Genomic DNA, 25,782 nt, shown 5'->3' on the forward strand with positions numbered 1-25,782 from the left:
TTTGCAATGGATCAGTGTTCCATTGCAAAAGGTAGGTGAAAATTGAGAATAAATAGGCGGGCAGGCAATCCCTGCCGCAAAAAATCGTTAGCTGGTGGCGGGTTGTTCAGCTTGCTGCATGTCGATGTGAACAGATACAGAGGCCTGGCTTTCCAGCCAGTTGTCCATGCGCTCTTCAAGAATATTCAGTGGCAGTGCTCCAGATCCCAACAGAGCGTCATGGAAACTGCGAATGTCGAAATTGCTATCCAGGGTTTCCTCCGCCTCTTTGCGCAGCTCTTTAATTTTGAGCTGCCCTAACTTGTAGGCCAGGGCTTGGCCGGGCCAAATTAAGTAGCGGTCTATCTCGACGGTCACATCGTGGAGCGGTTTGGCGCTGTTCTCCATAAAGTATTCGATCGCTTCCTCGCGGCTCCAGCCCAGCTGATGCATACCGGTGTCCACTACCAAACGCACTGCACGCCACATATCGTAAGAGAGTGCACCGAACTCGCTGTAGGGATTTTTATACAGGCCCAGGTCGTAGCCGAGACTCTCGGAGTAAAGGCCCCACCCCTCTACAAATGCAGTGTAGAAAGTCATACGGCGCAGCGGGTGGATATCAGTTTGCTCTTGAGCCAGGGCAATTTGCAGGTGGTGACCCGGCATCGCCTCGTGCACTGTGAGCGCCTCCATTTCCCATTTCGGGCGGCTGGGCAGGTTGTAGGTATTGGCAAAGAAGATACCTGCACGGCCAGCTTCGTTGGAGCCGGGCAGATAATAAGCTGTGGTTTGGGATTGTTCTGAATAACTGGGTATCGGTTTCACGCCGTAGGGCAGGCGTGGCAAGGTGCCGAACAGAGCGGGCAGCTCTGCATCAATGCGCTTGGCAATATCGCGGTAATCCCGCAGTAACCCCTCCCGGCTGGTGTGGTAAAAGCGCGGGTCGGTACGCAGAAACTCGGTGAATGCTTTGAAGTCTCCCTGGAAGCCTGTCTTCTGGATAACTCTATCCATCTCCCCGCGAATTCGCTTCACTTCCGCAAGCCCAATGCGGTGGATCTCCTCGGGGCTGAGGTCGGTGGTGGTATTCTCTTCCACTTTATGGGCGTACCAGCGCAGACCATCAGGGCGGCTGGTTAAAGCGGTATCTACCTGGGCCTCGGGAATATATTTGCGCTCAACAAATTCAGCCATACCCTGCCAGGCCGGTACCAGTTGTTTGCTGTAAATGGCATAGGCGCGTTGCTGCAGGCTTTTCCGCTTAGTTGCTGGAATGGCCTCAGGCATTTGATTAAATGCTGTCAGCAATGGGCTGTGCTCCGGCGCGGCAGGTACCAGTGCGCGTATTTGACGCGGTAGGTCGCGCAGGGTGATTTGTGGTGGCGTGACTCCTTTGCGCAGACCCCGGCGCATCAGCCCCTGGGTTTGTTCAATCAGGATTGGCAACCTTTCCAGACGGCTGATTATCGTCTCATAATCGGTTGCAGTGCGCTTGGGCATGCTGTTGATTACTTCCGGTATACTGCGTTGGATGCCGCTCATATGGGTAAGCGGTTGCAGGTGGTCCGGGAACTGGAAGCCTTTCACTTCTCCCAACAAGTCCTGGTAGAGCAGCTGGTAATCCAATTGTTGTTCGGCTGGCAGATCGCTTTGATCGATATTACGTGCAGCCCCTAAAAGGATTCTGGTCTGCTTTTGACGCAGTTCCACAGACTTAAGAGAGTTATCCACCCAGCGATGATTTTGCCCGGGATAGCCCTCGTAGGTTGCCTGGCTGGGATAACTCTCCATGATCCAGCGATAGCGCAAATCCTGCAGGGCGGTGAGTCGCTCGGAGGCGCTGCGCTCAGGAAGGGATTTGTAAGCTTTTCGGAAGGTGTCCTGGTCCATCGCTGAGGCATTGAGGCTCACAACAAGTCCCAGGGATGTAAATAGGGCTTTTCTGATAAACGACATAATCCCCTCAAGTGAAAACGTGTGGCCCCAATAGTGGCCGGATTTAGTCAATGGGTGGTTTGTTACCACTGCAGGCAATTTATTGCCGGGCATTCGAAGAGCAGCCAGCTGCATTAGCTGGCTGCCAAAGGCGGGCTGGGTCAGTTGGCTGCCGCTGTGCGACTGCCAAACTCCTGGTGATTGATCAGTTGCAAGCGCCTGCGAATCTGTTCCTCAATACCGGAAGCATTGAGGCCGATGGCCGCCAGCAGGTCTTTGTGCTTGCCGTGCTCAATAATTTGATCTGGAAGCCCCAGTTGCAGCACCGGTACTGACCGCGCAGTGCTATTGAGGTATTCGAGTACGGCACTGCCAGCGCCACCAGCAATAGTGTTCTCTTCGATGGTAACTAAGAGTTGGTGACTCTCGGCAAGTTCATCGATCAGTGCTTCGTCCAGGGGTTTTACCCAGCGCATATCGGCTACGGAGGCTCCCAGCTGCTCTGCAGCGGCCATAGCGGGGCCGAGTAAGGTTCCGAAGCTGAGGATGGCTACACCACTGCCCTGGCGCAACAGGCGCCCCTTGCCGATCGGTAGCTCTGCCATTTCCTTGTTGATGGAGGTACCCATACCGGTTCCGCGCGGATAGCGCACAGCAGTGGGGCCGCTGTGTTTGTAGGCGGTATAGAGCAGCTGGCGGCATTCGTTTTCGTCACTGGGCGCGGCGATAGCCAGGTAGGGCAGGCAGCGCATAAATGTGAGGTCAAAACTACCCGCGTGCGTGGGGCCGTCTTCCCCAACCAGGCCGGCGCGGTCGATGGCGAAAGTGACATCCAGGTTTTGGATTGCCACATCGTGCACCATTTGGTCGTAGCCGCGCTGTAAAAATGTCGAATAAATAGCAACTACCGGCTTCTGGTCTTCACAGGCGAGGCCCGCAGCGAGAGTGACGGCGTGCTGTTCGGCAATGGCCACGTCGTGGAAGCGGTCTGGGAAGCGCTTGGAGAACTCCACCATACCGGAGCCCTCACACATGGCCGGGGTAATAGCGACCAGGCGCTCGTCCTGTTCTGCGGCATCGCACAGCCACTGGCCAAAAATATCCTGGTACTTGGGCAGTTTCTTCTTGCCTGGTACGGCCACTTGCACCTTGGCTTCCGGCTCCAGCTTGTTCAGCGCGTGGTAGCCCACCGGATCTTCTTCAGCAGGGCCGAAGCCTTTGCCCTTGGTGGTGGCAATATGCAGGAGTTGCGGGCCCGGCTGGCTGCGCAAGTTGCGCAGGGTGTGGACCAGATCGTGCATGTTGTGGCCATCCAAGGGGCCCACGTAGTTAAAGCCCAATTCTTCGAACAGGGTGCCCGGCGTGATCATGCCTTTGACGTGCTCTTCGGTACGTCGCGCCAATTGCCAGGCTTTGGGGATGGCAGACAGTATCTTGCGGCTGCCCTCACGCATATTCAGGTAGGTTTTACTGGCCAGGATTTTGGCGAAATAGGTGGCCAGCCCGCCGACATTTTTTGAGATAGACATACTGTTGTCATTGAGAACAACCAACATGTCCTTGCCGGTATGCGAGGCGTGGTTCAGGGCTTCGAAAGCCATTCCCGCCGTCATGGCGCCATCGCCAATCACCGCCACTACCTTGCGATCGTCAGGGGAGCCCAGGGCCATACCCAGGGCGGCGCTGATCGAAGTGCTGGAGTGGCCAACTCCAAAGGTATCGTAGGGGCTCTCACTGCGTTTGGGGAAGCCGGACAGGCCCCCTTGCTGACGCATGGACAGCATCTGTTCGCGGCGACCGGTGAGGATTTTATGGGGGTAGGTCTGGTGGCCCACATCCCAAACCAGCCGGTCCTCCGGGGTATTGAATATGTAATGCAGGGCGATGGTCAGTTCCACCACACCGAGACCGGCACCAAAGTGCCCGCCGGTCTGGCCGACACAATACAGCAGGTACTCACGCAATTGGCTGGCGAGCTCCGGCAATTGGCGTTCATCGAGGGCGCGCAGCTGCGCCGGGTCGTCGATCGAGTCGAGTAGCGGTGTCTGCGGGCGTGTGCGTGGAATTTCTTCGAGCATCAAATGTATCAGTTGCAACAGATGGTGATATTGAGGGGGATTGTATGCCCGTGGCGGGCATATTGCATCCCAAACCCCACAGGCAAGGCTGTGACTTAGTGTCCGCGCTGCACGATATAGTCTGCGAGCTGCTGCAGTAGCAGGGTATCGCCATCGAGACTTTGCAGTGCCTGGGAGGCCTGGGCGTGCAGTTTTGTCAGCTTGTCCCGGGCGCCGTCGACGCCGAGCAGAGAGACATAAGTGGGTTTGTTGCGCAGGGCATCGGCGCCCTGGGTTTTGCCCAGAACCGCGGTTTCAGCAGTGATATCGAGAATATCGTCCTGAACCTGGAATGCCAGGCCAATAGCTTGGGCGTAGCGGGTAATAACCTCCAGCTCCCTCTCGCTGGCCCCCCCCAGCAGTGCGCCCATACGTGCGCTGGCACAAATCAGAGCCCCGGTCTTCAGGCGGTGCATGGGCTCCAGCTGATCCAGGGTCAGGGTTTGGTCAACGGAGTCCAGGTCGATAGCCTGGCCGGCGACCATACCTCGGGCCCCCGCCGCAGTGGCGAGCTCACGCATTAGCTGTAACTGCAATTGAGGCGCGAGCGGTTCTGCGAGAAGCAACTCGAAAGCCTGGGTTTGCAGTGCGTCGCCGGCGAGAATGGCTGTGGCTTCGTCATAGGCGATATGACAGGTGGGGCGACCTCGACGAAGGTCGTCGTCATCCATTGCCGGCAGGTCGTCGTGGACCAGGGAGTAGGCGTGAATGCACTCCAGGGCCGCCGCTGTGCTATCGCAATAGGCCAGGTCAAAATCGACACCCCGAAAAACCTGGGCACAAGCGTAGACGAGAGCGGGGCGCAGGCGTTTGCCGGGGCCCAGTGCGGCATAGCGCATTGCTTCGAACAGCTTTTCTGAGCCGTCGATCGGGGTGTTGAGCGCCTGCTGGATTCTGCTTTCGACGCGTGTGGAGGAGGCCTGTAGAAAGGCTTTCAGCTCCTCTGGCAGGTTTGCGGAACTCACTTAAACTGGGTCCCCGGAGTTGTCGTCGGCATCAAAGGGGAGCTCGCGGATATTGCCGCTCTCTTCAATTAACAGCTTCACTTTCTGCTCGGCTTTGGCGAGCTTCTGTTGGCACTCCCGGGTGAGTTTCACTCCCTTTTCGAAATCAGCGAGAGCCTCCTCCAATGGGAGATCTCCGCCTTCGAGTCGCTCAACCAGCTGTTCCAACGCCTCGAGACTCTCTTCAAAAGTTGCTGTTTTTTTCTTTGCCGCCATAGCATCGCCTCTTAATTGCGGGGCAACCTTAGCGGCTGGCGCTGCGGGGGTCAATTCCATGGCCCCCTCATCCGGGAGCCTCTTCTCAGTGTCGTTTAGGCGTGCAATTCCTAGAGGCTCGACTCCCGGGATAAAAGATAGTGCGCCAGGGCTTTTTTCTGCACCGCCGTAAAGTTGTAGTTAGGCATTGGTGGTGTTGGGGTGTCGAAGTAGTCAGCCAGGGTCTGCGCTGTGTATTTAGCGGACAGGTTGCGCAGGGGAAACTGGGCCTGATGGCAGTGGGCACAATCGTTAGACCGATAGAGCTGCGCGCCCAGTTGCACCACCTCGGCATCTATTGAAAGCGCGTTGGCCGTGGATGTTTTTTGCAGTTGTGGCTGCTGTGTTGTCAATACAGCTTGGCGAGGGGCCCCTTGGCTCACACGATAAACTGCACCGGCGTAGTCATCGGAAATATAGATGTTGCCCAGTTTATCCTCGGCGATGGCGACAGGGCGGCCGTAAACCATTTGGCGGTCATTACTGAGAAATCCCCACAGGAAATTCCTCTGTTGAATTTCCCCGTCGTCACTCCAGTGTAGGGAGACAACTTTATAGCCATCTTTCACGCTGCGGTTCCACGAGCCGTGCAGGGCGACCAGCGCTGCATGGCGATAATCCTTAGGCTGTTCCACGCTGCGCAAAAATTTAATCCCGAGTGGCGCGTTGTGAGCGCGAAATTCGTACACGGGAGGAATTGAGTCAGCAATCTTTTGCTGGATTTCAGGGCTTGCATCCACCCCAAAATCCGGATCGGGAACCCGGTCACCGTAGGCGTAGGGCCATCCGTAGAATTGGTCTTTGCGAATCAGGTTGAGCTCATCTGGCGGCAGGTTGTCGCCGAGCCAATCGCGGCCATTATCTGTTGCGTAAAGTCCGCCATCTTTTGGAGACCAATCGAACCCCACACTATTACGCAGGCCGGTGGCGTATATTTCAAAATTATCCCCGTTTAGTTTCATTCTCATGATGGTTGCGCGGCGAGGATCTTTTTCAATACAAACGTTGCAGCTGGAACCACTGCTGAGAAAAAGCCATCCATCGGGACTCATATCAATAGTTTTTGTCCAGTGTCCATTGTCCTCAAGGTTTTCAATAATTCTCTGGTAGCGTCCAGCCAGGCGCCCATCGGAATGATCAAAGGGAACCCGTCCAACTGCGTCACTTTCGGCAATATATAACCAACCGTCGTGTAGCAATAATCCGTGGGGCCGTTGAAGATTATCAATAAGAGTCTTTTGCCCGTCACTGCGGCCGTCGCCGTCTTTATCTTGTAATAAAAGTGAAACTTTGCCATGTTTAGGCTGAGAGACGATGATGTCTCCATTGCGGGTCACTGTGAGCCAGCGTGCGCCGGGAACATCCCCTGCAAATAACTGGACCGAGTATCCATCTGCTGCGGTCAGCCGGCCTGTCACTTCTTTTTCTGTTGTTTTGACACCACCGACCAGTTGGCGCCAAGGCACGCTGACGCTGGATTTAAAGGTGGCTAAGGCGGTAGAAAGCACCGCGCCGAGGGCGATAAAAAATATTAGCGTATATTTCAACGTTTTCTTCATGGTATCGATTGAACTTGAAATAAAGATGTTTATAGTTGCCGCGCTTATCTATTTACCCCTATAGTTAACACGGGATTAATTTCCTGTCTCCCCTCCCTTTTGTAACAGGTAGCTCAGTTTGTGAGATATCTCTTACACAAAATTCAGCAGATTTCCCCTACTTTTTTCTCCCTTGATGTCCATAATTAACTTGCAAGGACGCGAAAGGGACTGCACTACTGCGGCAATGGATAAATGGATTGCGCCGCTCGCCCTAGGGATATGGGCACCATCCTGTGAGACGCACCGCCCGGGCCGGATTGCCTGGGCGGTGTTTTACATTCTGCCTTAACCTGCCTGTTGCTGCCTGCAACGCTTTCCACAATTTACACCTTTCTTTTGTAATTTGCTGTTATTCCATCAGCGGCATGTCGCTGTCTGGAATTTGTAATAGTTATCCGCTTTAATGTTGATAGGCCGGCCAAATTACCCATGGGCCGGCGGAGGGTGGCGCATTCAGTAATCTACCAGCAGAAGTGCCCGTATTACCCAAGGCAAAACTACGCCTGTGGGCATCTGTATTTTCGTTGGTAAAAAAGCTTTCAGACTCCTCCATCTTGTCTGGGAGCAAGCTTTTACTTTCGAAGGTGGCAGTTTTTTCTAATGCTGCGAATCGCGCCAGCTTCTGTCATCGTCATCCAGTCCCTTCGATCTGTCACTCCAAAACTTCTTTTTTCTTCTTTATAAAAACTGTTGTGATGACACGGAAACAGTTCCGGGGCTGCCTTGTTCTATTCGACTGTGGGGAGGCGAGGTTATGCACGCGAGAATATTGCGTTTAAACCTGGCGGGACAACCGCTGGAATGGCTGAGTTGGCAAGAGGCATCCTGTCTGTACGTGCGGGAGCTGGTTACATGGTCGCTGGGAGGTGTTGTCCAGCGGGTGAGAGGAGGCTTTAATCGCAATGGCGATCGTTCCAGCCTTGATCTGGCCGCTATTATCGCCTGTGGCGGTGCACGTATGGCTCGTCCGCGCCGGCGCCCACCTCTAACAAATCGAGCACTGTTTTTTCGCGATTCCCATACTTGTCTTTATTGCGGTAATTTCTTTAAAAGTGTGGATTTGACACGGGACCATGTTATTCCTGTTTCCAAAGGCGGAGTTGATTCCTGGGAAAATGTGGTTGCGGCCTGCAGGCGCTGTAACCAGCATAAGGGCAATCAATTATTGGAAAATATCGACATGGAGTTGTTGGCCTTGCCCTTCTGCCCCAATGCAGCTGAATACCTTGCCCTGATTAACAGTGAGCGGATTCGCGGCGATCAGATGGAGTTTCTGCGCGGCCAGTTTTCACGGCGGCGTCAACAGGGGTGGTTGTTGCACTAGCCCGTCGGATCAAAATGAGCAAAAAAGAAAAGGGGCCAACAGGCCCCTTTTAATTATGTCTTGTCGTTAGGTGAAGATACCGCAGAGCGGATCAGGCCGGCCAGGTATTCGGTGAAATTGTGCCCGTGGTTTTCCATCATTTTGGGGAACATGGAGTTTGGTGTCATACCGGGAAAAGTATTGACCTCATTGAGGTAGAGTTCGCCGGTCTCTGTCAGGAAAAAGTCTATGCGGGACAAATCCTTCAGCTTTAGGGCTTTAAAAGTGCGCAGGGATACTTCGGCTATCCATTGAAGCTGTTCTTCGTGAAGATCAGCAGCTTCGATAAAGGTGACTGCGCGGCTGCCCTCGGCATACTTTTCCTTATAAGTGTAAAAAGTATCCGTTGGGGCGCGTACTTCTCCCGGGCGGGTTGCGATCACATCATCGTTGTAGTGGTAAACCGCAACTTCCAGCTCTCTGGCTTTCAATGCTTTTTCTATCAGCACATAAGGGGAGAGTTTAAAGGCGTCCTCGATCGCGGCCTCTAAGCCCTCCTTGTCACGAACCTTAAAGCAACCTACGGAAGATCCCTGATTGGAGGCTTTAACAAATACCTCGCCCCAGTTCTCCAGGGCATCGTGAGCTTTTTGTAGTTCCTCGACTTCAGTGCTGTGCAAAAACTCGTAAGGTGTGTTTTCAATACCCAGAGCGCTGAGCCACATCTTGGTTTTAATTTTGTTAAAGCAGATTTTGCTGGGCTCAGGTGCAGAGCCGAAATAGGGGATGCCGAACATATCCAGTTGCGACTGCAAATCGCCGGTCTCTCCCGGGTAGCCATGAATTGCAGGAATTACGTAGTCCACATCCCAGGAGTTACCTTCTTCATCGCGAATTTTGCGATCGTAAAAGATATGGTAAACCCGGCCCTGGCTGTCGGTAAGGCAGCCACTGCTATCCATTTCCACCCGCAATAGGGCGATGTCCTCTGCCGCTGACAACTTGTCCTCGATAAAATCAGCAGTTCTGAGGGATACGTCGTGCTCGCTGCCGCCGCCGCCGCAGATAAGCAAGGTGTTAATCATAAAATTATTCCGTCGTAGTGCCTGCCGAAGGTGCGGTTAATACCTGTTCGCACTGTTGGGGCAAGGTCTTTGGTTTCGGCTTTTTCTGTTTCGGCTGGGGTTTAGTGCCATTGAGAATTGCATAGAAGTCATCGCTAAACCACCAATCCAAGTCACTGCCACAGGCTGCAGTGGTCACCGGAGCCTGGGGCTTACAGTTGGTGCTTCCCTCTGGGCAGGCCAGGCGCACATGAAAATGGTAATTGTGCCCCCACCAGGGGCGCACTTTGCGCAGCCACTCGTTATCTTCGCCGGATATTTTGCACAGGTGGCGCTTGATGGTCGGGTGTACAAAAATTCGTTCGACCCGCTGGTCCTCTGAGGCCAAGCGCAGGATTTTGGGAACCCGGTCGTCCCAGTTTTCAGGGATCAGGCGGTGTTTGCGCTCATCAGCCAAGGCAACAGCAGAAATATTATCACGCTCCCACGGGGTGAGGGGACGCTCTGCGGCTCGCCGATCCTGGGAATACCAGATGTCTACGTCCAGGCCGGTTTGGTGGCTGTTGTGCCCACCACTGCCGAAAGGGCCCCCTCGAGCCATAGACATGTCACCGATCTGGATTCTGCCCAGATCTTTCTGCGCCACGCTCTGGGAAAACTCCTTCAGGAAGTTAATGGTCTGGGGGTGGGCAAAATGTCGATCGCGGCCAGTCCTCACCAACTGATAGCCCTCTCCCCTCAATGGCAGGGTCTCCCCGCCACTCAGGCAGCCATTGGTGTAGGTGCCAATACTCGATGGTGTCTGTGCACTGGGCCCTTCGACCTTATCCCAGTCGTTGGCACTTGCGGCGCCGCTCGCCAGGGCCGAGGCGAGAATCAGGGTGTGGGTTATTTGCCGTAAAAATCCCGCTTTAAAGGGGCTAACGGCCTCGGTAGTGGATACTGAATTTTGAGCTTTCGGGTGCATAGGTCCCTGGATACCAATAAGTCACAGTTGTCGGGCCACCTCAAGTGGCGCCCGACGAGTATAGACAGACAGAGTGCTAGCTCTGTGACGCAAGTATCTCTTTGCAGTTCCGTATCAGCTGCTCCATTTCCTCATCGGTGCCAATAGAGATACGCAAGTACTCACTGATCCGGGGCTTGTTGAAGTAGCGTACGAGAATATTACGCTCCCGCAGTGCCAAGTACAGGGCTTCTGCGCCGGGCTCCGGTGGTTTGGCCAGAAGGAAATTGGCTTGGGAGGGAATCACTTCGAACCCCAGGTCTGTAAGCGCCCGCTCACAGCGCTCCCGGGTGGCGATGACCTTGCCGCAATTGTCGCTGTGCCAGGCGGTATCGCGGATCGCTGCAGCGGCCACACGCTGGGCAATGGCATCAATGGGGTAGGAGTTAAAGGAGTTCTTGGCTCTTAGCAATCCTTCAATCAGGTGCTTCTGCCCCATGGCAAAGCCGAGGCGAAGCCCTGCGAGGGCATAGGACTTTGACAGTGTGTGTATCACCAACAGGTTGGGGTAGCGATCGATGAGTGTTGCTGCACTCTGTCCGCCAAAATCGATATAGGCCTCATCAATAACCACCACTCTTTCAGGCTGTGAGCGCAGTAGCTGTTCAATTTGCTCTAGCGGCAGGTACCGTCCCGTGGGTGCATTGGGGTTGGGAATAATTACACCGGCTGCAGGGGCTGCATAGTCCTCAAGCTGGATAGAGAAATCACCGTGCAGGGGAACAGTGCGGCTTTTGATATTGAAGAGCTGGCAATAAACCGGGTAGAAACTGTAGGTGATATCCGGAAATAGCAGGGGCTCGCTGCGGCGGAAAAAACTGTAAAAACTCAGAGCCAGCACTTCATCGGAGCCATTGCCCACAAATATTTGTTCGGCAGAGAGATTGTGCTTATCGGCAATAGCGCGGCGCAATTCACAGGACTCCGGGTCGGGATAGCGGCGCAATGCATCGGCAAAGTCGTGCTGCTCCAGGAGCTTTAAAGCTTCGGGGGAGGCAGGGTAGGGGTTCTCATTGGTATTGAGCTTTATCAGGGTTTCACTCTTGGGCTGCTCCCCGGGTGTATAGGGTTCCAGCTGGTCGAGCCCTGGGCTCCAATAAATCTTGCTCATGATTCCACCTCTGCGGTACTACTTTGATTGTCGCTGGAGGAGCCTTCAGCGCCTTCTTTAGTTTCTTTTTTCTTGATGGGGATATCAAACAGATCGGCCGAATTTCCAATAAATTCCTGCATGGGAACAGGGTTGCGGAATAGCATATTATCGTATTTCAGCTCTGTGGATATCGGCGGAACCTCGCTGAATTCGTCCATGTTGTTAACGCTTTCAGCTAAGCCCAGGCCGAGGAATGCCAGTGGCAGTGTCAGTGCCACTGTCCAGCGCCAGCCTCTGGCGAGGTTGGTGGCCAAATAGCAGGCGGACCAGAGCATTGCCGGTAATATGATGGCGAGTACCAGGAAGTCCAGGACCTGAATAGTAGTGCCGATGGCAAAATTGAAATTGATTAGCCCCCTCAGCCATTCCCAAAAAGTGTAAGTAAGTGCACCTATGGCGGCGATGGATAGATGGGTGAAAAAGTGCGTTTCATGCCTGACAACCCTGCCGATAAACGCCCAGACTCCGGCGTAAATCACCATACCAATTATGGCCGTGGCAAGAATGTTGACGGCAATAGTCCATTGATAGTTTCGGGCGTAACCGAGGTAGCTCATCAGTACGCTGGCGAAGCCAAAACACAACAGCAGCAGTATTGCTCCCAGGGGGTGGGACAAGCTGGAAAACAGGTTCTCCAGCGAATGGAGAGGGGTAGCTTCAGGTACCGGGTCATCCGTATGGAAAACCCGGAAGCGTGACTTCCCACACTGCAGCAAGTCACCGGAGGAAATCCTGTGTTGAGCGATGGTATCGGGTTTAACAGACTTGTCTTTCAGGTTTCCCAAAAGCTGGCAGCCGTTGATCGAATTGAGGTCGTGTAAGACGTACTGGCCGTCCTCTCCCCGCTTGATTTCGGCATGGTGGGCATCGGAGTGGATGTCCTCCAGAATTGCATCGTTGTCGTAAGCGCGGCCCAGGGTAAATTTATCCCCGTCCATTCGGTAGCGCAGCTGCACCCGGTGGGCGCGATTGAGTTCTTCAATAATCAGGGCCATTGGATCTCGCTCGTAAACTTCTGGGTAAAGGCGTCGGCGGACTCCTGGGTAAAGCCGGACAAGGTAAAGTGGCTGACCAGTGCGCGATTTTTCTGATCCACACTTAGGCTCAGGAAGAAAATATCGTAGAGGTCTGGGAAGTCCTTGTAGCGCCTGACGCAGTAGCTGGTGCGCGCGATCAGGGGCTCGCGATTGCGATCCGGCTTGGACACCGAGGTTTCATTGCCGCGCTCCTGAGAGGTAAATCCTTGCTGGCAGCGGAAATTGGTTACATCTTCTTCTCCAGCGCTATTGCCTGGGTAAAAGGAGTCCATCTGCCCTTCGTACTCGGCATAAAAGCGCGCGGGCAGAAGATCCTCGGCCTGCAGCCAGAAAAATTCGTACTCTACCCGTCCGGTGTTGAAGTCGTCGGACAGGAAAATAACATCTTGTCCTGTGCAGCCTTTATCAATTCGCTTGATCGGATTAGTTTCGCTCTCTTGGGTGTTTCCCCAGCATTTAATGGCTGGAATTATTTCACCGACAACCTGTGCCTCACCGAGGGCGCGACGCTGCCAGTCGGCCCTAAGTATTGAGTCGATAATTTTTTGCTGGTTATCCAAAAGCTGTTGATAAGTTACTTGCTTCAGGTTGAGAGTGCCGCCTTCAGCGCGGTAGTGTTTTAAAAGTGACGACAGCTTATCCACTGGTACCAGGAAGCTAACCTGGTTGCCTGCAGTCGCCACATTAATGCCCACTACCTGCCCTTGGGTATTGATCGCTGGCCCGCCGCTCATTCCCGGATTAATAGATCCGGCAAAGTGAATACGATCGTAGAAGCTACCGCCGGCAATACCGTTATAGGTCCCGGGAATCAAGGTCATGCCCAGGTCCAATGGGTTGCCCAGGGAGACAATGGTTTCCCCTTTTTTGGGGGTGTCTGTCGCCAATTCCAGGTATTCGTCTCCCGGTTTCTCCTGGCGCAGCAGCGCCAGGTCATTGACCACATCAATATCCAGTAGAGTTAATTTTCCCCGGGTGCCATTAACTGCAAGGTATTCCAGGGAGTACTCGTCCGGCTCGCTAACCGCTTGAGCCACTACGTGGTAATTGGTGGCGATCAATCCATCGGGAGAGATTTGAAAGCCTGACCCCAGGCCGGCTTTTGAATTGGAGGATTTTTCGATAAGTCGAATTTGATAGAGGCTGCCGCGATAATCACTGTAGAGCTTTTCATAGCCTTGCGCCATTGCAACAGTGGATAAGCAGCACAGAATCCAGGCGAAGAGCCACGTGGAAAGTTTCGGCATTTTAAATTGATTAAATTGTGGACAGGAAGCGTGATACTACGGGATATAGGATAGTGCAACAAGCGCCCATCACCGGCGCTATCTACCGGTGATGGTTTTGTTTTGGATGGTTAGAGATAGTCCACAATTTTTGGCTGTGTCTCTATCACTTTTTGGTGCGACTCGAGATAAAAGCGGCTGAAGAGTTTGTCGGCTTCTTCCGGAGCGATAAAGCCCTCGCTAAATCCTGGGCTAACTGGATCGAGATGCAGGCGCGCGCAGTTGATCACATGGGCGGCCATCTGCGCCATATTTTCATCCCCAACAGAAATTCGGATAGTGGTTGGGAATATACCCGCCGCTTCCATCGCTTCAGGTGATAGCTCTGAGTGAGATGTCAGGGCAGGGCAGAGCACCATGGTATTCGTCTGGCCCAAGCTCACCATCTGCCCGAAAGCGGGCTCCAGCGCGTCAAAGAAACTTTTAAAGGCTTCGGTAGGAATTTGCGCAGCTTCCATGTCAATGCTGAATAATGGTGTGGGGAACTGGTAGCGCATCAGCGACTCTCGCAGCCCGGAATTGGGGTGGGTTTCCACTGCATGGCTGTTGACACGAATCTTACTATGACTGGCGAAGAAATGGCTGAGGCTCAAAGTATTAATACACTTGGTGAGCATACGCATTTCCAGGGTGCGCATACCGCAATGCACTTCCCAGGCCTTATCTGCATCCAGGAAAGCCCCTTTGATGTAATAAACATCCCAGAACATGCACTGATCCCAATTAAGGCCTTTTGCGCTGTCGCCTTTAGGGATAAACATGCGGTGGTTTTCGCCGATAACAACACCGGCAGTAGCGGCACCGGTGCCGCCGATATCCTTGGTGTAGGAGTGAACAACAAAATCCGGTCTCTCTTCCCTATCTTTCCGGCGCAGTGGCTGATATAGGAAAGGGGTTGCCAGGGTGGCATCCAGGCTTACCAGGATATTTTCCCGGTGAGCGGTTTTACAAATAGCCGGTACATCCAGCATGATCCCGTGGGGATTGCATGGAGACTCAATATAGACGTGTATTTTTGCTCCGGCACTGATTGCGTCTGCGTATGCATGCTGGGTATCAGCCAGTAGCTTTTCGAACTCTTCACCGGTAGTGCCATCAAACCAGGCCAGATTGATAGACAGTTTATCTTTGCGGGCGTAGAAATCCTGTAACAGCTGGTGAGTGCCGCCATAGATATTCCTGGAAACAATTAAAATATCCCCGTGGCGCAATTGATTTGACAGGAGTGCATCGATTGCAGCCATACCGGAATTAAAATTCCAGGCCATATACTCACTGGCTTCAGGTCCGCATTCCAAATCCACAATAGCATTGGCCAGGGAAATGGAAGTGGGGTTGAGTAAACGTGAATAAATATCGTGGCTCGGTTCGCGCCCACGGAAAGCATCGTCCACCCACTCGGTGCAGGCATAAATGTAAGTTGCCGTGCGGGCAATTACCGGGGTTGCAGAAAAAATAGCAGGAATATTATCGAACAGGGGGTAACCACCCCGTGTGGTGATATTAAAGTCGTCCCCTTGCAGGCTTTGAAAGCTGGCTCGCAATGGGTTTTGTAAGGTGTCCAATAATTTCGCCAGCTGGAAACTCATAAATCGCTTGGCATTGAAATAGGCAATCTTGTCAGACTTGTCCAAGCGCTGGAGTGTGTCCGTTACCTGGCTCCACAGCTGGCTCAGATTTCCCTGTGCCTGGTAGAGCAGGGTTGCAGTCTGTTCTAACAGTTTTCCATGTTCTGATTCACTATCAATGCAAAAGTGCTGCAATTGCTCTTTTGCCAGCTCATCAATATTTTTTGCCTCGGTGCTGTTGCGGCGGGGAGAGAGAATTTTTACATCTTCTAGGTTCGCTTCCATTGTGTCCTCACTACGTGATGCTTTTTGTTATATGGCGACTCTAACAGTCCTGTGCGGCGCATAAAACACTTGGCGGGCAATTAGTATGTAATTTGCTGTGTTTTGGCGTGATCGATCTGTAATTTGGAAATCTGTACAGTAGCTTCCAGTTGAGGGGGTAGGTGGCTGTGGTAATGGTTGCCGGCCATGGAAAGGCAGCCCCCACAACATTTAAACAGGATTTAATTTCCTCGCAGCCTTAGGTGGTGCGATGAAATAAAGGGATTCAGCGCAAGCTGAACGGTCAAGCTGGAATCGACAGGTGTAGAGTCTTAGTCGATTCTCTTGGATGAGCTTGTCCGGGCATGGATGCCAAATTTTGCTCTTGATAGTGTTGTTGTAACCGTCGATGGTTGGGACCATCATTTCGGGCCGGCAGTTTTATTACTGCCGGCTTTTTTTTAATTTGGACTCCATTTTGAGAGCTATTACCCATACAATATTTTCCAGTCTTCAAGCCTGCCGTGTAGAACCCAATAATTTTCCGTGACGCAATTCAAATTAGCTTAAATTGGCGAATGGGATCATCGATTGATTTCAACAAGCTCCAAGAATAGTTTTATTTTTTTAACATGGCCTTATTTTGGTCTCGGTGTCGCCATAGTGGAAAAGGAATAACCCTTCCGCTCTTGGTTCTGCTTAAATTAAGCGTTTATTAAATGTCATTTTTTTGGCATACGGCGACTCTATGTGTCTATTTTAATTATTTGGTGTGTGATTGTCTGTAATGAGGTGTGATCGACCTGTAATCCTTAAGTCTGTACATTGACGTCCAGTTGAGGGAGTACAGGTGGCTGTGGGAACAGTTACCTCGCCATGGAAGGGCAGCTTCCACAATAAAATTTCGGATGGATTTAATTCTCCTATCGCCCTGTGCGCGTTAGGGTGCAAAGGGATTCAGCGCAAGCTGAGCGGTCAAGCTGGAATCAGCAGGTGCAGAGTCTTGGTCGATTCAACTGGATATGCTTATCCGGGCACGGATGCCGAATTTTACTCTTGATGGTGTTGTTATAACCGTTGGTGGTTGGGGCCATCATTTCGGGCTGGTAGCTTTTATTTTTCTGACCTTTTTAAGACTGGAACCGGTTATGATGACGCAGTCACCGACGTATTCTACAGAAAATAAACTGTTCTTTGGTGACACCATATAACAAATTTAGATATAGGGATGAAACAGATGAAAACTTGTGCTGAACGTCCACTCCTTAATCTTGAGGTGCCCAAAGAGGGGCTGATGGTTGAGCTAATGTTGCAACCGCAAGAGCAGGTGGACAAAGAGCCCCAGTACTGGCCTCTTTTCAATGCTGGAAATAACAGTGAAGAAGAGTACTTTGGAAACTGGAATATTGATATCAAAAGTGGCGGTGTGCTCACCTTAAAAGTAACCCTAGATTTATCCAAGGTTCCTGGCAGAAATCTTGAGTTTGTTCGTTACCGCCAGAATCATAAACTGGATGGCTTAATCGCATTAACTCCAGATTTTCGCCACCAGTTCCGTGCGAGAGCCAAGGAAGTTGATGGCGAATACACAACTTTGATCATCAAAATTAAAGATAAAGAAGAGATTCCGGATAACTTTGCCTTCTTGTGGATGTGTGTAGATGCCGAGACGGGGATGCACTTTGTATCTGGAGACCCTGAAGCTGCGATTCATCCTATTCCTTGATGCAAATAGTCTCCTTGACGATAGCTGATGCCTGGGGTTGGGTGCATAGGTTTTGAAATGCAGGTAAAGAGAACCATTCAGTACTCATCCCCTGGTATATCAGTTCCTCTACATGGTAGTTTGCAGATTGCCACTCTCCAGCAAGTGCATAAACTTGCGCTGCGGTGTGCTTGATATAAGTGCTTTCTGGAGCCTCTATCAGCAAGTCCTTGATAAGGGAAATGGATTGGGCTGTATCTCCTAGGTAGGCTAGTGCCTGAGCCCGGTAGCGCCTTTGCTTTTGGCTGTTGCCCTGATGGCTTAGTTCGAGTGCTTTTGAGAAGTACTTGGCTGCTTGCTTATGGTTAGAGAGCATGACATAGGTTTCAGCTACATATATGTTTATTTGTAGATTATCGGGTGCAGTGCTTAATACATCCCTGTACTCCTCCAGAGCTTCAGGGTACTTTTCCCGTAAAAAGAAAGCGGTTGCCAGGTTGGACTTAGCGGCCCAGTTTCGGAAGTCTTCGGGTATAGATAATATGATCTCTTCAGCTTCCTTAATATTCCCTGTTTCTAGCTCAATAACCCCGAGTAAATTTTGCCCTCCCCACTTCCTGGGGTATTTTTCCATCATTTTTTCAGCAACTTCTCTGGCTGAATCATAATCGCCGAGAGAGATCTGATTGCCAGCCATATAGTAAAAGTTGTTGTAAGAAGGATTTAGAGCCGCAGCTTTGGAGGCGTAGGTGAGGCTTTCGTCAAAGTCCCCCTGCGTCCAGAGAAATCGCGCAAACTGAGTTAAATGGTGAGCGGACGGACGCCCTTTGGTTTGAAGTTTTTTGATTATTGATTCAAACCCTTCTCTATCGTTACTGATTGATTTTATTGAGAGTTTTGCCTCTAAAATGGCTAGCTCATCGACACCAAAGCCCTCGGCGCTAGTTAGGATTCCCAGGGCGCTAGTGAGTAATTTAGAGTTGCTGGTGTCTGCAAATAACTCTGTTGCTATTTTTGCATAGGTTAAATATAGAATAGTATTTGTAGGGTACTTGCCGATTAATTCTTGTAAAACTTCTAGATCGTTGGTGTTGACGGTAGCTTCACCGCCAAGTTTGGAGAGCACGACTAGAAAACGATTGTAATCATCGTTCTCCATCTTGGATTCTTTGCCGGGATTTTTACGATAATTTTTAGGAAATAACTCTATAGCACTGTTGTTGATTGTGTACTGAGCTTCCTGGGGTTTATCACTGAGAAATACAAAGCTCGTCTGCTCTAGTACTTGGCTATTAGCTGGATTTATTCTCTGGAGTTCAATGTTACAGCGTATTTGTATACAGTTTACACTTGCATACAGGGCGTCAGTAATCCCTCTATTGTGCAAGTTCTGTATTTGCTCTTCATGGCTAGCCTCATTCGAGGGCGTGTAACTTACTAAAGCTGAGGATTTGAGTTGGGAAGGCGTGCTTAGTAATGCCTGCCTGATCATAGTCTCGACTAATAGTTTCTCGTATTCGTCATACTCAGCTCCATTTACCTTTATGGGCAGGATAGCTAAATACTGTGGAGGAAGTTGCATGTAGGTCTTCCAGCCCCAGATGGAAATTGCGCAGGTGGTTGCTAAAGCGGCCAGCACCATACCAATACGACTTTGTTTTTTGCGTGGTTTGATTAAGAGTTGTGTAATGGTTTCTGAGTATTGATCAGTTTTATCATCAATACCGTGCTTTCGTAACAACTCGAGGGCTTCAAAAACCTGTTGTGCAGATTCAGGACGCTGTTGTGGGCGCTTGCTTAACAGTCGGTCTAAAAGCGCAACAAGTGGCTTGGGTATTTCGGGGCATGATTGCTGTGGAGGAATATGAGGGCTCTGAGTAATCTGTTGAGCAAAGGCTAAAGCACTTTTGTCTCCACGCTCAAAAGGCTTTGAGTCACATAATAGCTCATAGGCAATAGCTCCGAGGCTAAACAGGTCACTGCGAGCGTCCAGTTTGATCCCTTGGAGTTGCTCTGGAGACATAGCCTGAACACTGCCGGCAATATGGTCTTCCCTGGTTAAGTCTTGATCGCAGTCCAGCGCCTTGGCAATGCCAAAATCACTGATCTTGGCTGTGCCATCTATTGTGACTAAAATATTTTCCGGCTTAAGGTCTCGATGAATAATACCTAGGCAGTGGGCTTTGCCCAGACCTTGGCAGATTTGCATTAGAAGATCGAGCTTTTCTGCTAGCGTTGGTGAATTTTCACGCATCCATTCCTTTAGCGTGACCCCCTCTACAAGCTCCATTACCAAGGCAATGCTGTGATCTTTCTCTATAACGTCGTACAGTCGTACTATATTGGGGTGGTTTAGTCGTGCGAGCAACTGCGCCTCACTGCGGAAACGGGCCTCCGCAGAGTTGCCGGTCATGTCGGATCGAAGCTGCTTGATAGCCACCTTGCGCCCGAGTTTTATATCCTCAGCCAGGTAAACAACACCCATGCCGCCGGCACCCAGGGTGCGCTCAACCTTATATCGACTTTGATATTCCTCAGTTTTCTCCAACGCAACTACGTCCATTGTATTGTATTCTTCTCGGATGGATGGGGGATTTTACCTGATAGTACAATTTCGTGAAGGCATCTGTCCCCTCCTAAAGGGAAATGGTTCACGTTATTCCATTCTGTTCGACTTGCTTTTGACTGTTTAGCTGTCAATCCTGTCAGAACATAATGCTGGATAACTGGCACGTAAATCATCAAAATTTGCCAAAGTGCAAATAGGTTGAAAGCCGACTGTTGTGAACCACACTGGAGCCATGCCTAACTCCAAAGTCTTTCGTATATAGGCTTTGGCGGAAAGCATATCGCCGCTGGCCATATAAACCTGGGCGCGGCTGTAATTGACAAATAGGCCGTCTGGCGCGGTGTTATCCATCTCTAATAGTGTCTCAATGGCTTGCTCACCCTGGCCCAGTTCAGAATAGGCTCTTGCTCGCAGTAACAATCCAAGCCAGTCCTCCTGCTCTTGTGCCAAGGTCAGAGCGCGCTGGGCAAACTCTTGTGATTGCAGCTGCCTATTTTCCAGGCGGGCAATCTCTGCCAGCAGCAGATATACGTGGGGATCGTTAGGGGCCCGTTCAGCAACATGACTCAGGCAGTTTTTTGTATCCTGCAGCTGCTGTTCGATGTAATAGGACAAGCAAAGGTTGAAGGTATCCCGGTCTCCTAAATGCTTTAAGCCCACCTCACTAAGGAGCCGGATAGACTCTTTGGGTCGGCCTGAATCCAATTCATTGGCTGCAAGCAAGGAGATAGCATCAATATATTGATTGTTGAGACGGATAGCGTGTAAAAGATGAGGCCTCGCTTTTTCCATTTGCCCCATCAGGGTCAGGGTCAAAGCCTTTTGGCGAAGATAAAGAGGGCTGGTACGAATGTTGAGTGCTTGGTTAATGACTTCAAGCGCACGGTTGTAATTCCCCCCTCGCTGGTGGGCTTTTGCGCGTAGGAAGTAATAGAGAGCTTGATCAGGTAGTTGTAGCTTTAGTTTTGCAAGTAAGGACTCTGAAAGCTCTGTATCTGCCAGGAAGATGGCAATACGCAACTTAGTGATCAACACCGTTGGGTGGTTGGAAATCTTTGTTGGTATGTTGTTGAGCATCCCTGTGAGTCGGCCGCGTATTTTGGTATCCCGCGAGTGATATAGGTGGGTGGCTAATAGATCCGCTAACAGTTCATAGTAGGAGGGGAAGTAGGGATTCCTTTTTAGCAGAGCCTCAACTTTGGTAATTGCCCCGGCAACATTAGCTTCATTATTGCGCTGTTCGAATATCTCGAGGTACTGTCGGTAATCTTTAGGGCTAAGGTTGAACTGAGCTCCTTGGCTTCCTGTAGGGTAGTTGGGGAGTAGATAGTGCAGCTGTTGCAAGACGCGTGCGCGGCTCTCCAGCGGTGCATCCAGGTTCAGCATGGCGCTACTGTTGGCAGTTTCAGCAAACCCTTCGGTTTCTATAAGGGCAAATGAAGCCTCACAGGCGGTGGCCTCACAGTTTAGGGCAAATTGCAGCAGCAGCTGTGCGTTGAGCGCTTTCGCTTGCTCGCGCAAAGGCTTGCCTTTTAGTTGCTGGGATTCCGAATAGGGTACCAGTAGTAACGCTGGTTGATCGGAAAGCCCCTGCTTGATGGAACTGAGAAGGTTATTGGCCAGCAGTTTTTCCTCTCGGGTGCGCAGGTTTGATAAGTCTGGCTCAATAATCGCAATGTACTTTGCCGAGGGTTCTTTACTTCCCCATAGAGAAAGCTCAGGAAAAACAGCGGCGGTTAAGCCGAGTAACATCGCACCGGATGTCAGGAGTATGCCGGCTAGAAGTTTGTGCCCTTTGTTTTTACGTCGATGTTGTACATGAAAGTCTTCCGTGGTGATCGTGATGTCGTGGTCATCGGCGGTTTCATGATCCGATGTTAATTGATTCAGTATCACATCCAAATCGGTGGCTACAACGGCAGCACTGACGGGGCGTTTGTCCGGGTTTTTGGCCAGCAGCTTATCCAGTAACTTGCAAAGCGCCGTAGGAAGTCCGGGGTTTATGGCCCCTGCGGGTGGGTGCGGGTTGTTGATGATCCGATCGATAATAACGTATGGGCTTCCATGCTTGCCGAAGGGATGCTGATCACACAGTAGGTGATAGGCGAGCATCCCCAGGGCAAATAAGTCACAGCGGTTATCCAGTTTCTCGCCGAGGGCCTGCTCGGGAGACATTGCGTACCAGCTGCCAGCGATATGCTGCTCGCGGGTAATTTCTTTCGTATCCTGCCAGCTCTGCGCAATTCCAAAGTCAGCGATTTTTGCGATGTTATTGCTGTCAATAAGGATGTTGTCAGCTTTCAAGTCGCGGTGAATAATTCCAGCCGCATGGGCACGCGCAAGACCGGTAGTGATTTGCTTGAGTAGCTGGATTTTCTGGCAGAGGCTGGGGTTAAACTCCCGTGCCCAATAGGTGAGTGGGCGGCCATCAACATACTCCATAACCAGGGCTACATCGTTCTGCTCCTCCACAACATCATAAATTTGTACGATATGGTTGTGGTTTAGTTGTGCGAGCAGTAATGCTTCCTGGCGAATTCGCCGTGAGGCAGATTCGTCTTCAGGGTTATTGAGCAATCGCTTTAGAGCGACCTCTCGGTTAAGTCGCTCATCTTTGGCGAGGTACACAACTCCCATTCCCCCGGCTCCAAGCTGCCTGATGATCTTGTACCGGCCAATATAAGAGGGTGGTTGCGCTGACATTGTAATTCTTGCCGAGGGATAAGAGATTCAGCTCCGCCACCCTGGCAAATAATTACTGAATAGGTAATGAAGGGGCTTAGCCTTAAGCCCCCTTTCTGGAGATGAAGCTATACCGCTTCCGGCTCTGTTTTTGCCTCGAGTTGGTTGCCTTTATAAATTTCGAACTGTGGACAACCAATACGGATTTCCCAGGATCGACGCTCTACCAGACTCGAAGTATCCACTGCATCAGGTAGGGATTCAGAAATTTGTTTGCGGGCGCGGAAAATTTGGGTGTTCAAGTGGTTAACAGTGATACCCAGCTCGTGAGTGGCTACCTGAATAGAAACCCAGCCCTGAGAGTCAGTGTCCATACCGCTCTGCATATCTTTGTGGCGGGCACGAGCAAGGTATAACAAGAGGTAGTTGTGGATTCTTGCTGGTAAGGATTGCTTCATGCCCTCCCGCTGCAGTTGTAACTGTACATGCTCTTCGTGGGAGCTCACAGAGAACTTCAGCTCAAAGTCGACAATAGACAGCTGCTGCAGTGACAACTCTTTCGTTGCCCCTTGGTTGTCCGCCAGGAATAGCTGCCAGCTATGCAGGCCGCAATCGATACGATCGCCATGATTTACCAGGATCTTATCGCCATCTTCAGCGGATGGGCCTGTGAACTCGTACAACCACTGCCCTGTTAGGGGGCTGTACTGAAGGCTGGCGAGAGGCTCATTTTCGTCGGGTAGCAGGTGGTATTGTTCCAGTGGTTGTGCCTCGCCGGAGTGAATATCGATCAGCAAGTTCTCGGGAGCGTCGAGGTTTTCGACGATCCAGGCTGGGTTATTAGCCCGACCAAAAGCGATCTTATCACCGGTCTGGAGTGGGTAGCTCTTAGCTGGCACCAGCTGCTGGCCATTTAGCCAAGTGCCATTGCGACTTAGGTCGCGGATATTCCAATGAGTACCGGTCCACTGCACTGCGGCATGGATGCCCGATATCTCAGCACTTGTGATTCTTGTGTCTACTGCACCCTGCCGGCGCCCAATGGTGTGGTGTGCCATTAAGTAAACTGGTTGTTCCCTATCTGGATGCTGTAAGCAAGCCATATTCCTATCCTTCTGCCGTGGCCAACTCAATCTGTGGCCTGATTGCGACAAGGTTCATTCATACTGGTGGATGCCCGCTGTGCTTGTCCTGCGAATACCTCAGCCGAACGGAGTCTTGGCTTTCCATTTGCGGCGATCATCCCCCCGAGCTGAGACACTACTTTTCGTGATGGGCGCTGCTCTGCGCCGCTGTCTCACTGCTTGTCTCGGAGAGGATTGCCCCAGTTCTGAATGATTTAGTCACTACGATTTTTGGAAATTGTTCTATTTTTGCGCTCCCTTGATAACTGTCTCTAGAGGGAGTGCAATAATTGTCAGTAATTGCTTCCATTTTCGCTGAAAAGTTGTGCCGCCGTCAAAAATCTTAAAGACCTTTTCGTACTTTTACTTGTGACTTAGTTAATGTTCTCCAAGTACACGGCTGCACACTAGTTTAATGGATACTTACATGCATCTTTGTCGATCGCATCTTCTTTAATTGATGGCAACACAATATATTTCACAGTTGTGCACCAGTGCTAGCGGCATTACTGCTAATTTGGTAAATGGATACCACTTTTACTGCTATTGAAAATAAGTCTCAATTGTAAAAGAGAATATATATTATTAACCGTTAAATTTGGCACTTTTGACGGCTTGTATGTCATTGTTGAAAAGGTTGATTTGAAGTAGCTGCTTTGGCGCGTTATTAATCAAATGCACTTAGGTGACACTTTGCAGCTAAAGAATGAAAATTTAGCGGTGGTGAAGCCCGAAGCAAAACGCTGGGGCACTTTGACGATATTTAACCTTTGGGCCAACGCTGCACAAAGTCTCGCTGGCTATACCCTGGCGGCAACTCTATTCCTCGGTCCCAATACGAATGCTTGGCTGGTTCTCGCTGGGATCGCTATTGCAGCAATTTTAATTATCATCCTGTTGAATTTAATCGGTGAACCGAGTGTTAAATACGGTATACCGTTTCCCGTATTGGCCAGGGCGAGCATGGGGATCCGAGGTGCTAACGTCCCTGCGCTGCTTCGGGGGAGCGTGGCAATATTTTGGTACGGTGCGCAGACTTGGTTTGCTGCCCATGCCATGTCTTTGTTGCTGAGAGAGCGGTGGCCACAAGCTGTCGGAGGGCAGTGGCTGGCAATGGACCGGATCGATTGGGCCTCCCTCGTACTTGTCTCCTTATTTCAGGCTCTTCTATTTTTCAAAGGTATCAATACGATCCGTTGGTTTATCAACCTGGCTGCGCCCTGTGTCTATGGGGTGATGCTCGCGCTGTTGTGGATGCTAGTGGTTCGCAGTGACGGACAGTTTTCATTTGCTGTTTCTACTTTCTTTGATCGGTCTATAGCATCCTGGGGCGATGGCTTGGTCCAGCTCATCAAAGTCACAGGTACTATGTTGGCTCTCTATGCGCCGATAATCCTAAGTTACGGAGATTTTGCTCGTTTCTGTAAGAACGAGTCTGTTATGCGAAGGGGAAATTGGCTGGGAATCACTATAAACATGACTGGCTTTGCGATAATTGTTCTGTTCACCACTATCGCCGCCCAGTCAGTTTTCCACCAGAACTTGGCAAATCCCACTGATATCGTGCAGAAGCTTGGGAATCTGGAACTATCATTGATCGCCGCGGTTGTTTTTTTTACAGCAACGGCCGGTATCAATGTGGTGGCGAACTTTGTGGCTCCAGTTAACGATATTTCAAATCTTCTGCCAAAGTACCTGGGGTTTCGCAGGGCGGCATTGATAACGCTGTTTCTGGCCTTTCTGATTAGTGCTTTGTGGCCCGCTGTTATCAAACAAATCGGTTTAGTGGCGTTCGTAAACTGGATGGGGGTTTTTCTGGCGCCTGCCTACGGTGTCATATTGTCTCACTACTACTTAATAGAGAAGCGCCAGATGGAGGTAGAGCAGTTGTATTACAGCGATAGTGATGGGCGTTATTACTATTTCTGTGGCTGGAACCCGCGAGCACTGCTGACTTTATTGGGGACATGTATTGTCATCACAATGCTAGCTTTTTTCTTACCGAGAGGGTTGATGGCAGGCGTCGACTGGCTATTGGCAGCAGCTGCTGCTTGCGTTGTTTATTGGGGTGTTGCGAAGCGCAGTTAGGGGGGAGCCCGGAGGAATTTCCGGGCTCAGGGGGCGTAC

At 51.1% G+C, this 25,782-nt stretch carries 17 protein-coding genes; 3 read left to right on the top strand and 14 right to left on the bottom strand.

Annotated elements, in window-relative coordinates; translation table 11 throughout:
- Positions 1 to 87 precede the first annotated feature (87 nt).
- The 5 genes from ACJJIL_RS02215 to ACJJIL_RS02235 all read right to left on the bottom strand — a co-directional run bounded on the left by ACJJIL_RS02215 (position 88) and on the right by ACJJIL_RS02235 (position 6,852).
- Positions 88 to 1,938, bottom strand: coding sequence for a DUF885 domain-containing protein (locus tag ACJJIL_RS02215; protein ID WP_445361102.1), 1,851 nt, complete (start codon positions 1,936 to 1,938; stop codon positions 88 to 90).
- Positions 1,939 to 2,078: 140 nt separating this feature from the next.
- Positions 2,079 to 3,995: a 1-deoxy-D-xylulose-5-phosphate synthase gene (gene dxs, locus ACJJIL_RS02220; RefSeq protein WP_445361103.1), complete on the bottom strand. Its 1,917-nt coding sequence runs from the start codon at positions 3,993 to 3,995 to the stop codon at positions 2,079 to 2,081.
- A 95-nt stretch (positions 3,996 to 4,090) separates the two neighbouring features.
- Entirely contained in the window at positions 4,091 to 4,984 is an 894-nt protein-coding gene (locus ACJJIL_RS02225) for a polyprenyl synthetase family protein (protein ID WP_444942577.1), read from the bottom strand.
- Positions 4,985 to 4,999: 15 nt separating this feature from the next.
- The gene (locus ACJJIL_RS02230; RefSeq protein ID WP_413663362.1) at positions 5,000 to 5,314 is read right to left on the bottom strand and encodes an exodeoxyribonuclease VII small subunit; all 315 of its coding nucleotides are present in this window, start codon (positions 5,312 to 5,314) and stop codon (positions 5,000 to 5,002) included.
- Between the two features lie 50 nt (positions 5,315 to 5,364).
- A complete protein-coding gene (locus tag ACJJIL_RS02235) occupies positions 5,365 to 6,852 on the bottom strand; it encodes a PQQ-dependent sugar dehydrogenase (RefSeq protein WP_445361104.1) in 1,488 nt (495 codons plus the stop codon).
- Between the two features lie 796 nt (positions 6,853 to 7,648).
- On the opposite strand from ACJJIL_RS02235, the gene ACJJIL_RS02240 reads away from it, so the two are divergent.
- Positions 7,649 to 8,218, top strand: coding sequence for an HNH endonuclease (locus ACJJIL_RS02240; protein ID WP_282931208.1), 570 nt, complete (start codon positions 7,649 to 7,651; stop codon positions 8,216 to 8,218).
- A 53-nt stretch (positions 8,219 to 8,271) separates the two neighbouring features.
- Here ACJJIL_RS02240 and ACJJIL_RS02245 read toward each other — a convergent pair whose 3' ends face one another.
- From ACJJIL_RS02245 to ACJJIL_RS02270, 6 genes are all read right to left on the bottom strand, one after another.
- A complete protein-coding gene (locus tag ACJJIL_RS02245; protein ID WP_445361105.1) occupies positions 8,272 to 9,282 on the bottom strand; it encodes a D-alanine--D-alanine ligase in 1,011 nt (336 codons plus the stop codon).
- Positions 9,283 to 9,286: 4 nt separating this feature from the next.
- Positions 9,287 to 10,228 (bottom strand): penicillin-insensitive murein endopeptidase, encoded by a 942-nt coding sequence (mepA, locus tag ACJJIL_RS02250; RefSeq protein WP_445361106.1) that lies wholly within the window; start codon positions 10,226 to 10,228, stop codon positions 9,287 to 9,289.
- A 76-nt stretch (positions 10,229 to 10,304) separates the two neighbouring features.
- Positions 10,305 to 11,378 (bottom strand): histidinol-phosphate transaminase, encoded by a 1,074-nt coding sequence (gene hisC / locus ACJJIL_RS02255; protein WP_445361107.1) that lies wholly within the window; start codon positions 11,376 to 11,378, stop codon positions 10,305 to 10,307.
- Positions 11,375 to 12,415 carry an FHA domain-containing protein gene (locus tag ACJJIL_RS02260; RefSeq protein ID WP_444907242.1) on the bottom strand — a complete coding sequence of 347 codons (1,041 nt, stop codon included), beginning with the start codon at positions 12,413 to 12,415 and terminating at the stop codon, positions 11,375 to 11,377. Before ACJJIL_RS02260 ends, hisC begins: the two co-directional genes overlap by 4 nt.
- The gene (locus ACJJIL_RS02265) at positions 12,406 to 13,704 is read right to left on the bottom strand and encodes a S1C family serine protease (protein WP_413663356.1); all 1,299 of its coding nucleotides are present in this window, start codon (positions 13,702 to 13,704) and stop codon (positions 12,406 to 12,408) included. The genes ACJJIL_RS02260 and ACJJIL_RS02265 overlap by 10 nt, the downstream gene beginning before the upstream one ends.
- A 110-nt stretch (positions 13,705 to 13,814) precedes the next feature.
- Positions 13,815 to 15,596 carry a trans-sulfuration enzyme family protein gene (locus tag ACJJIL_RS02270; RefSeq protein ID WP_445361108.1) on the bottom strand — a complete coding sequence of 594 codons (1,782 nt, stop codon included), beginning with the start codon at positions 15,594 to 15,596 and terminating at the stop codon, positions 13,815 to 13,817.
- A 1,207-nt stretch (positions 15,597 to 16,803) separates the two neighbouring features.
- Between ACJJIL_RS02270 and ACJJIL_RS02275 the strand changes: the two genes are divergently transcribed.
- Entirely contained in the window at positions 16,804 to 17,301 is a 498-nt protein-coding gene (locus tag ACJJIL_RS02275; protein WP_445361109.1) for a hypothetical protein, read from the top strand.
- On the opposite strand, the gene ACJJIL_RS02280 is transcribed toward ACJJIL_RS02275, so the two are convergent.
- From ACJJIL_RS02280 to ACJJIL_RS02290, 3 genes are all read right to left on the bottom strand, one after another.
- Positions 17,291 to 19,843, bottom strand: coding sequence for a protein kinase domain-containing protein (locus ACJJIL_RS02280; protein ID WP_445361110.1), 2,553 nt, complete (start codon positions 19,841 to 19,843; stop codon positions 17,291 to 17,293). The two genes, ACJJIL_RS02275 and ACJJIL_RS02280, sit on opposite strands and share 11 nt — an antisense overlap.
- A gap of 126 nt (positions 19,844 to 19,969) precedes the next feature.
- Positions 19,970 to 22,552 carry a protein kinase domain-containing protein gene (locus ACJJIL_RS02285; protein ID WP_445361111.1) on the bottom strand — a complete coding sequence of 861 codons (2,583 nt, stop codon included), beginning with the start codon at positions 22,550 to 22,552 and terminating at the stop codon, positions 19,970 to 19,972.
- Between the two features lie 107 nt (positions 22,553 to 22,659).
- Positions 22,660 to 23,634, bottom strand: coding sequence for an FHA domain-containing protein (locus tag ACJJIL_RS02290; protein WP_444907248.1), 975 nt, complete (start codon positions 23,632 to 23,634; stop codon positions 22,660 to 22,662).
- Positions 23,635 to 24,348: 714 nt separating this feature from the next.
- On the opposite strand from ACJJIL_RS02290, the gene ACJJIL_RS02295 reads away from it, so the two are divergent.
- Entirely contained in the window at positions 24,349 to 25,743 is a 1,395-nt protein-coding gene (locus ACJJIL_RS02295) for a cytosine permease (protein ID WP_445361112.1), read from the top strand.
- The last annotated feature ends 39 nt before the right edge of the window (positions 25,744 to 25,782 follow it).

The sequence above is a fragment of the Microbulbifer maximicatervae (SeqCode) genome, assembly GCF_052468095.1.

Excerpts from the sequence above, each read along its gene's own strand:
- ACJJIL_RS02215 (WP_445361102.1), bottom strand. The coding sequence starts at position 1,938 with ATGTCGTTTATCAGAAAAGCCCTATTTACATCCCTGGGACTTGTTGTG.
- ACJJIL_RS02265 (WP_413663356.1), bottom strand. The coding sequence starts at position 13,704 with ATGCCGAAACTTTCCACGTGGCTCTTCGCCTGGATTCTGTGCTGCTTA.
- ACJJIL_RS02290 (WP_444907248.1), bottom strand. The coding sequence starts at position 23,634 with ATGGCTTGCTTACAGCATCCAGATAGGGAACAACCAGTTTACTTAATG.
- ACJJIL_RS02235 (WP_445361104.1), bottom strand. The coding sequence starts at position 6,852 with ATGAAGAAAACGTTGAAATATACGCTAATATTTTTTATCGCCCTCGGC.
- ACJJIL_RS02280 (WP_445361110.1), bottom strand. The coding sequence starts at position 19,843 with ATGGACGTAGTTGCGTTGGAGAAAACTGAGGAATATCAAAGTCGATAT.
- ACJJIL_RS02245 (WP_445361105.1), bottom strand. The coding sequence starts at position 9,282 with ATGATTAACACCTTGCTTATCTGCGGCGGCGGCGGCAGCGAGCACGAC.
- mepA (WP_445361106.1), bottom strand. The coding sequence starts at position 10,228 with ATGCACCCGAAAGCTCAAAATTCAGTATCCACTACCGAGGCCGTTAGC.
- ACJJIL_RS02275 (WP_445361109.1), top strand. The coding sequence starts at position 16,804 with ATGAAACAGATGAAAACTTGTGCTGAACGTCCACTCCTTAATCTTGAG.
- ACJJIL_RS02230 (WP_413663362.1), bottom strand. The coding sequence starts at position 5,314 with ATGGAATTGACCCCCGCAGCGCCAGCCGCTAAGGTTGCCCCGCAATTA.
- dxs (WP_445361103.1), bottom strand. The coding sequence starts at position 3,995 with ATGCTCGAAGAAATTCCACGCACACGCCCGCAGACACCGCTACTCGAC.
- hisC (WP_445361107.1), bottom strand. The coding sequence starts at position 11,378 with ATGAGCAAGATTTATTGGAGCCCAGGGCTCGACCAGCTGGAACCCTAT.
- ACJJIL_RS02270 (WP_445361108.1), bottom strand. The coding sequence starts at position 15,596 with ATGGAAGCGAACCTAGAAGATGTAAAAATTCTCTCTCCCCGCCGCAAC.
- ACJJIL_RS02285 (WP_445361111.1), bottom strand. The coding sequence starts at position 22,552 with ATGTCAGCGCAACCACCCTCTTATATTGGCCGGTACAAGATCATCAGG.
- ACJJIL_RS02260 (WP_444907242.1), bottom strand. The coding sequence starts at position 12,415 with ATGGCCCTGATTATTGAAGAACTCAATCGCGCCCACCGGGTGCAGCTG.
- ACJJIL_RS02240 (WP_282931208.1), top strand. The coding sequence starts at position 7,649 with ATGCACGCGAGAATATTGCGTTTAAACCTGGCGGGACAACCGCTGGAA.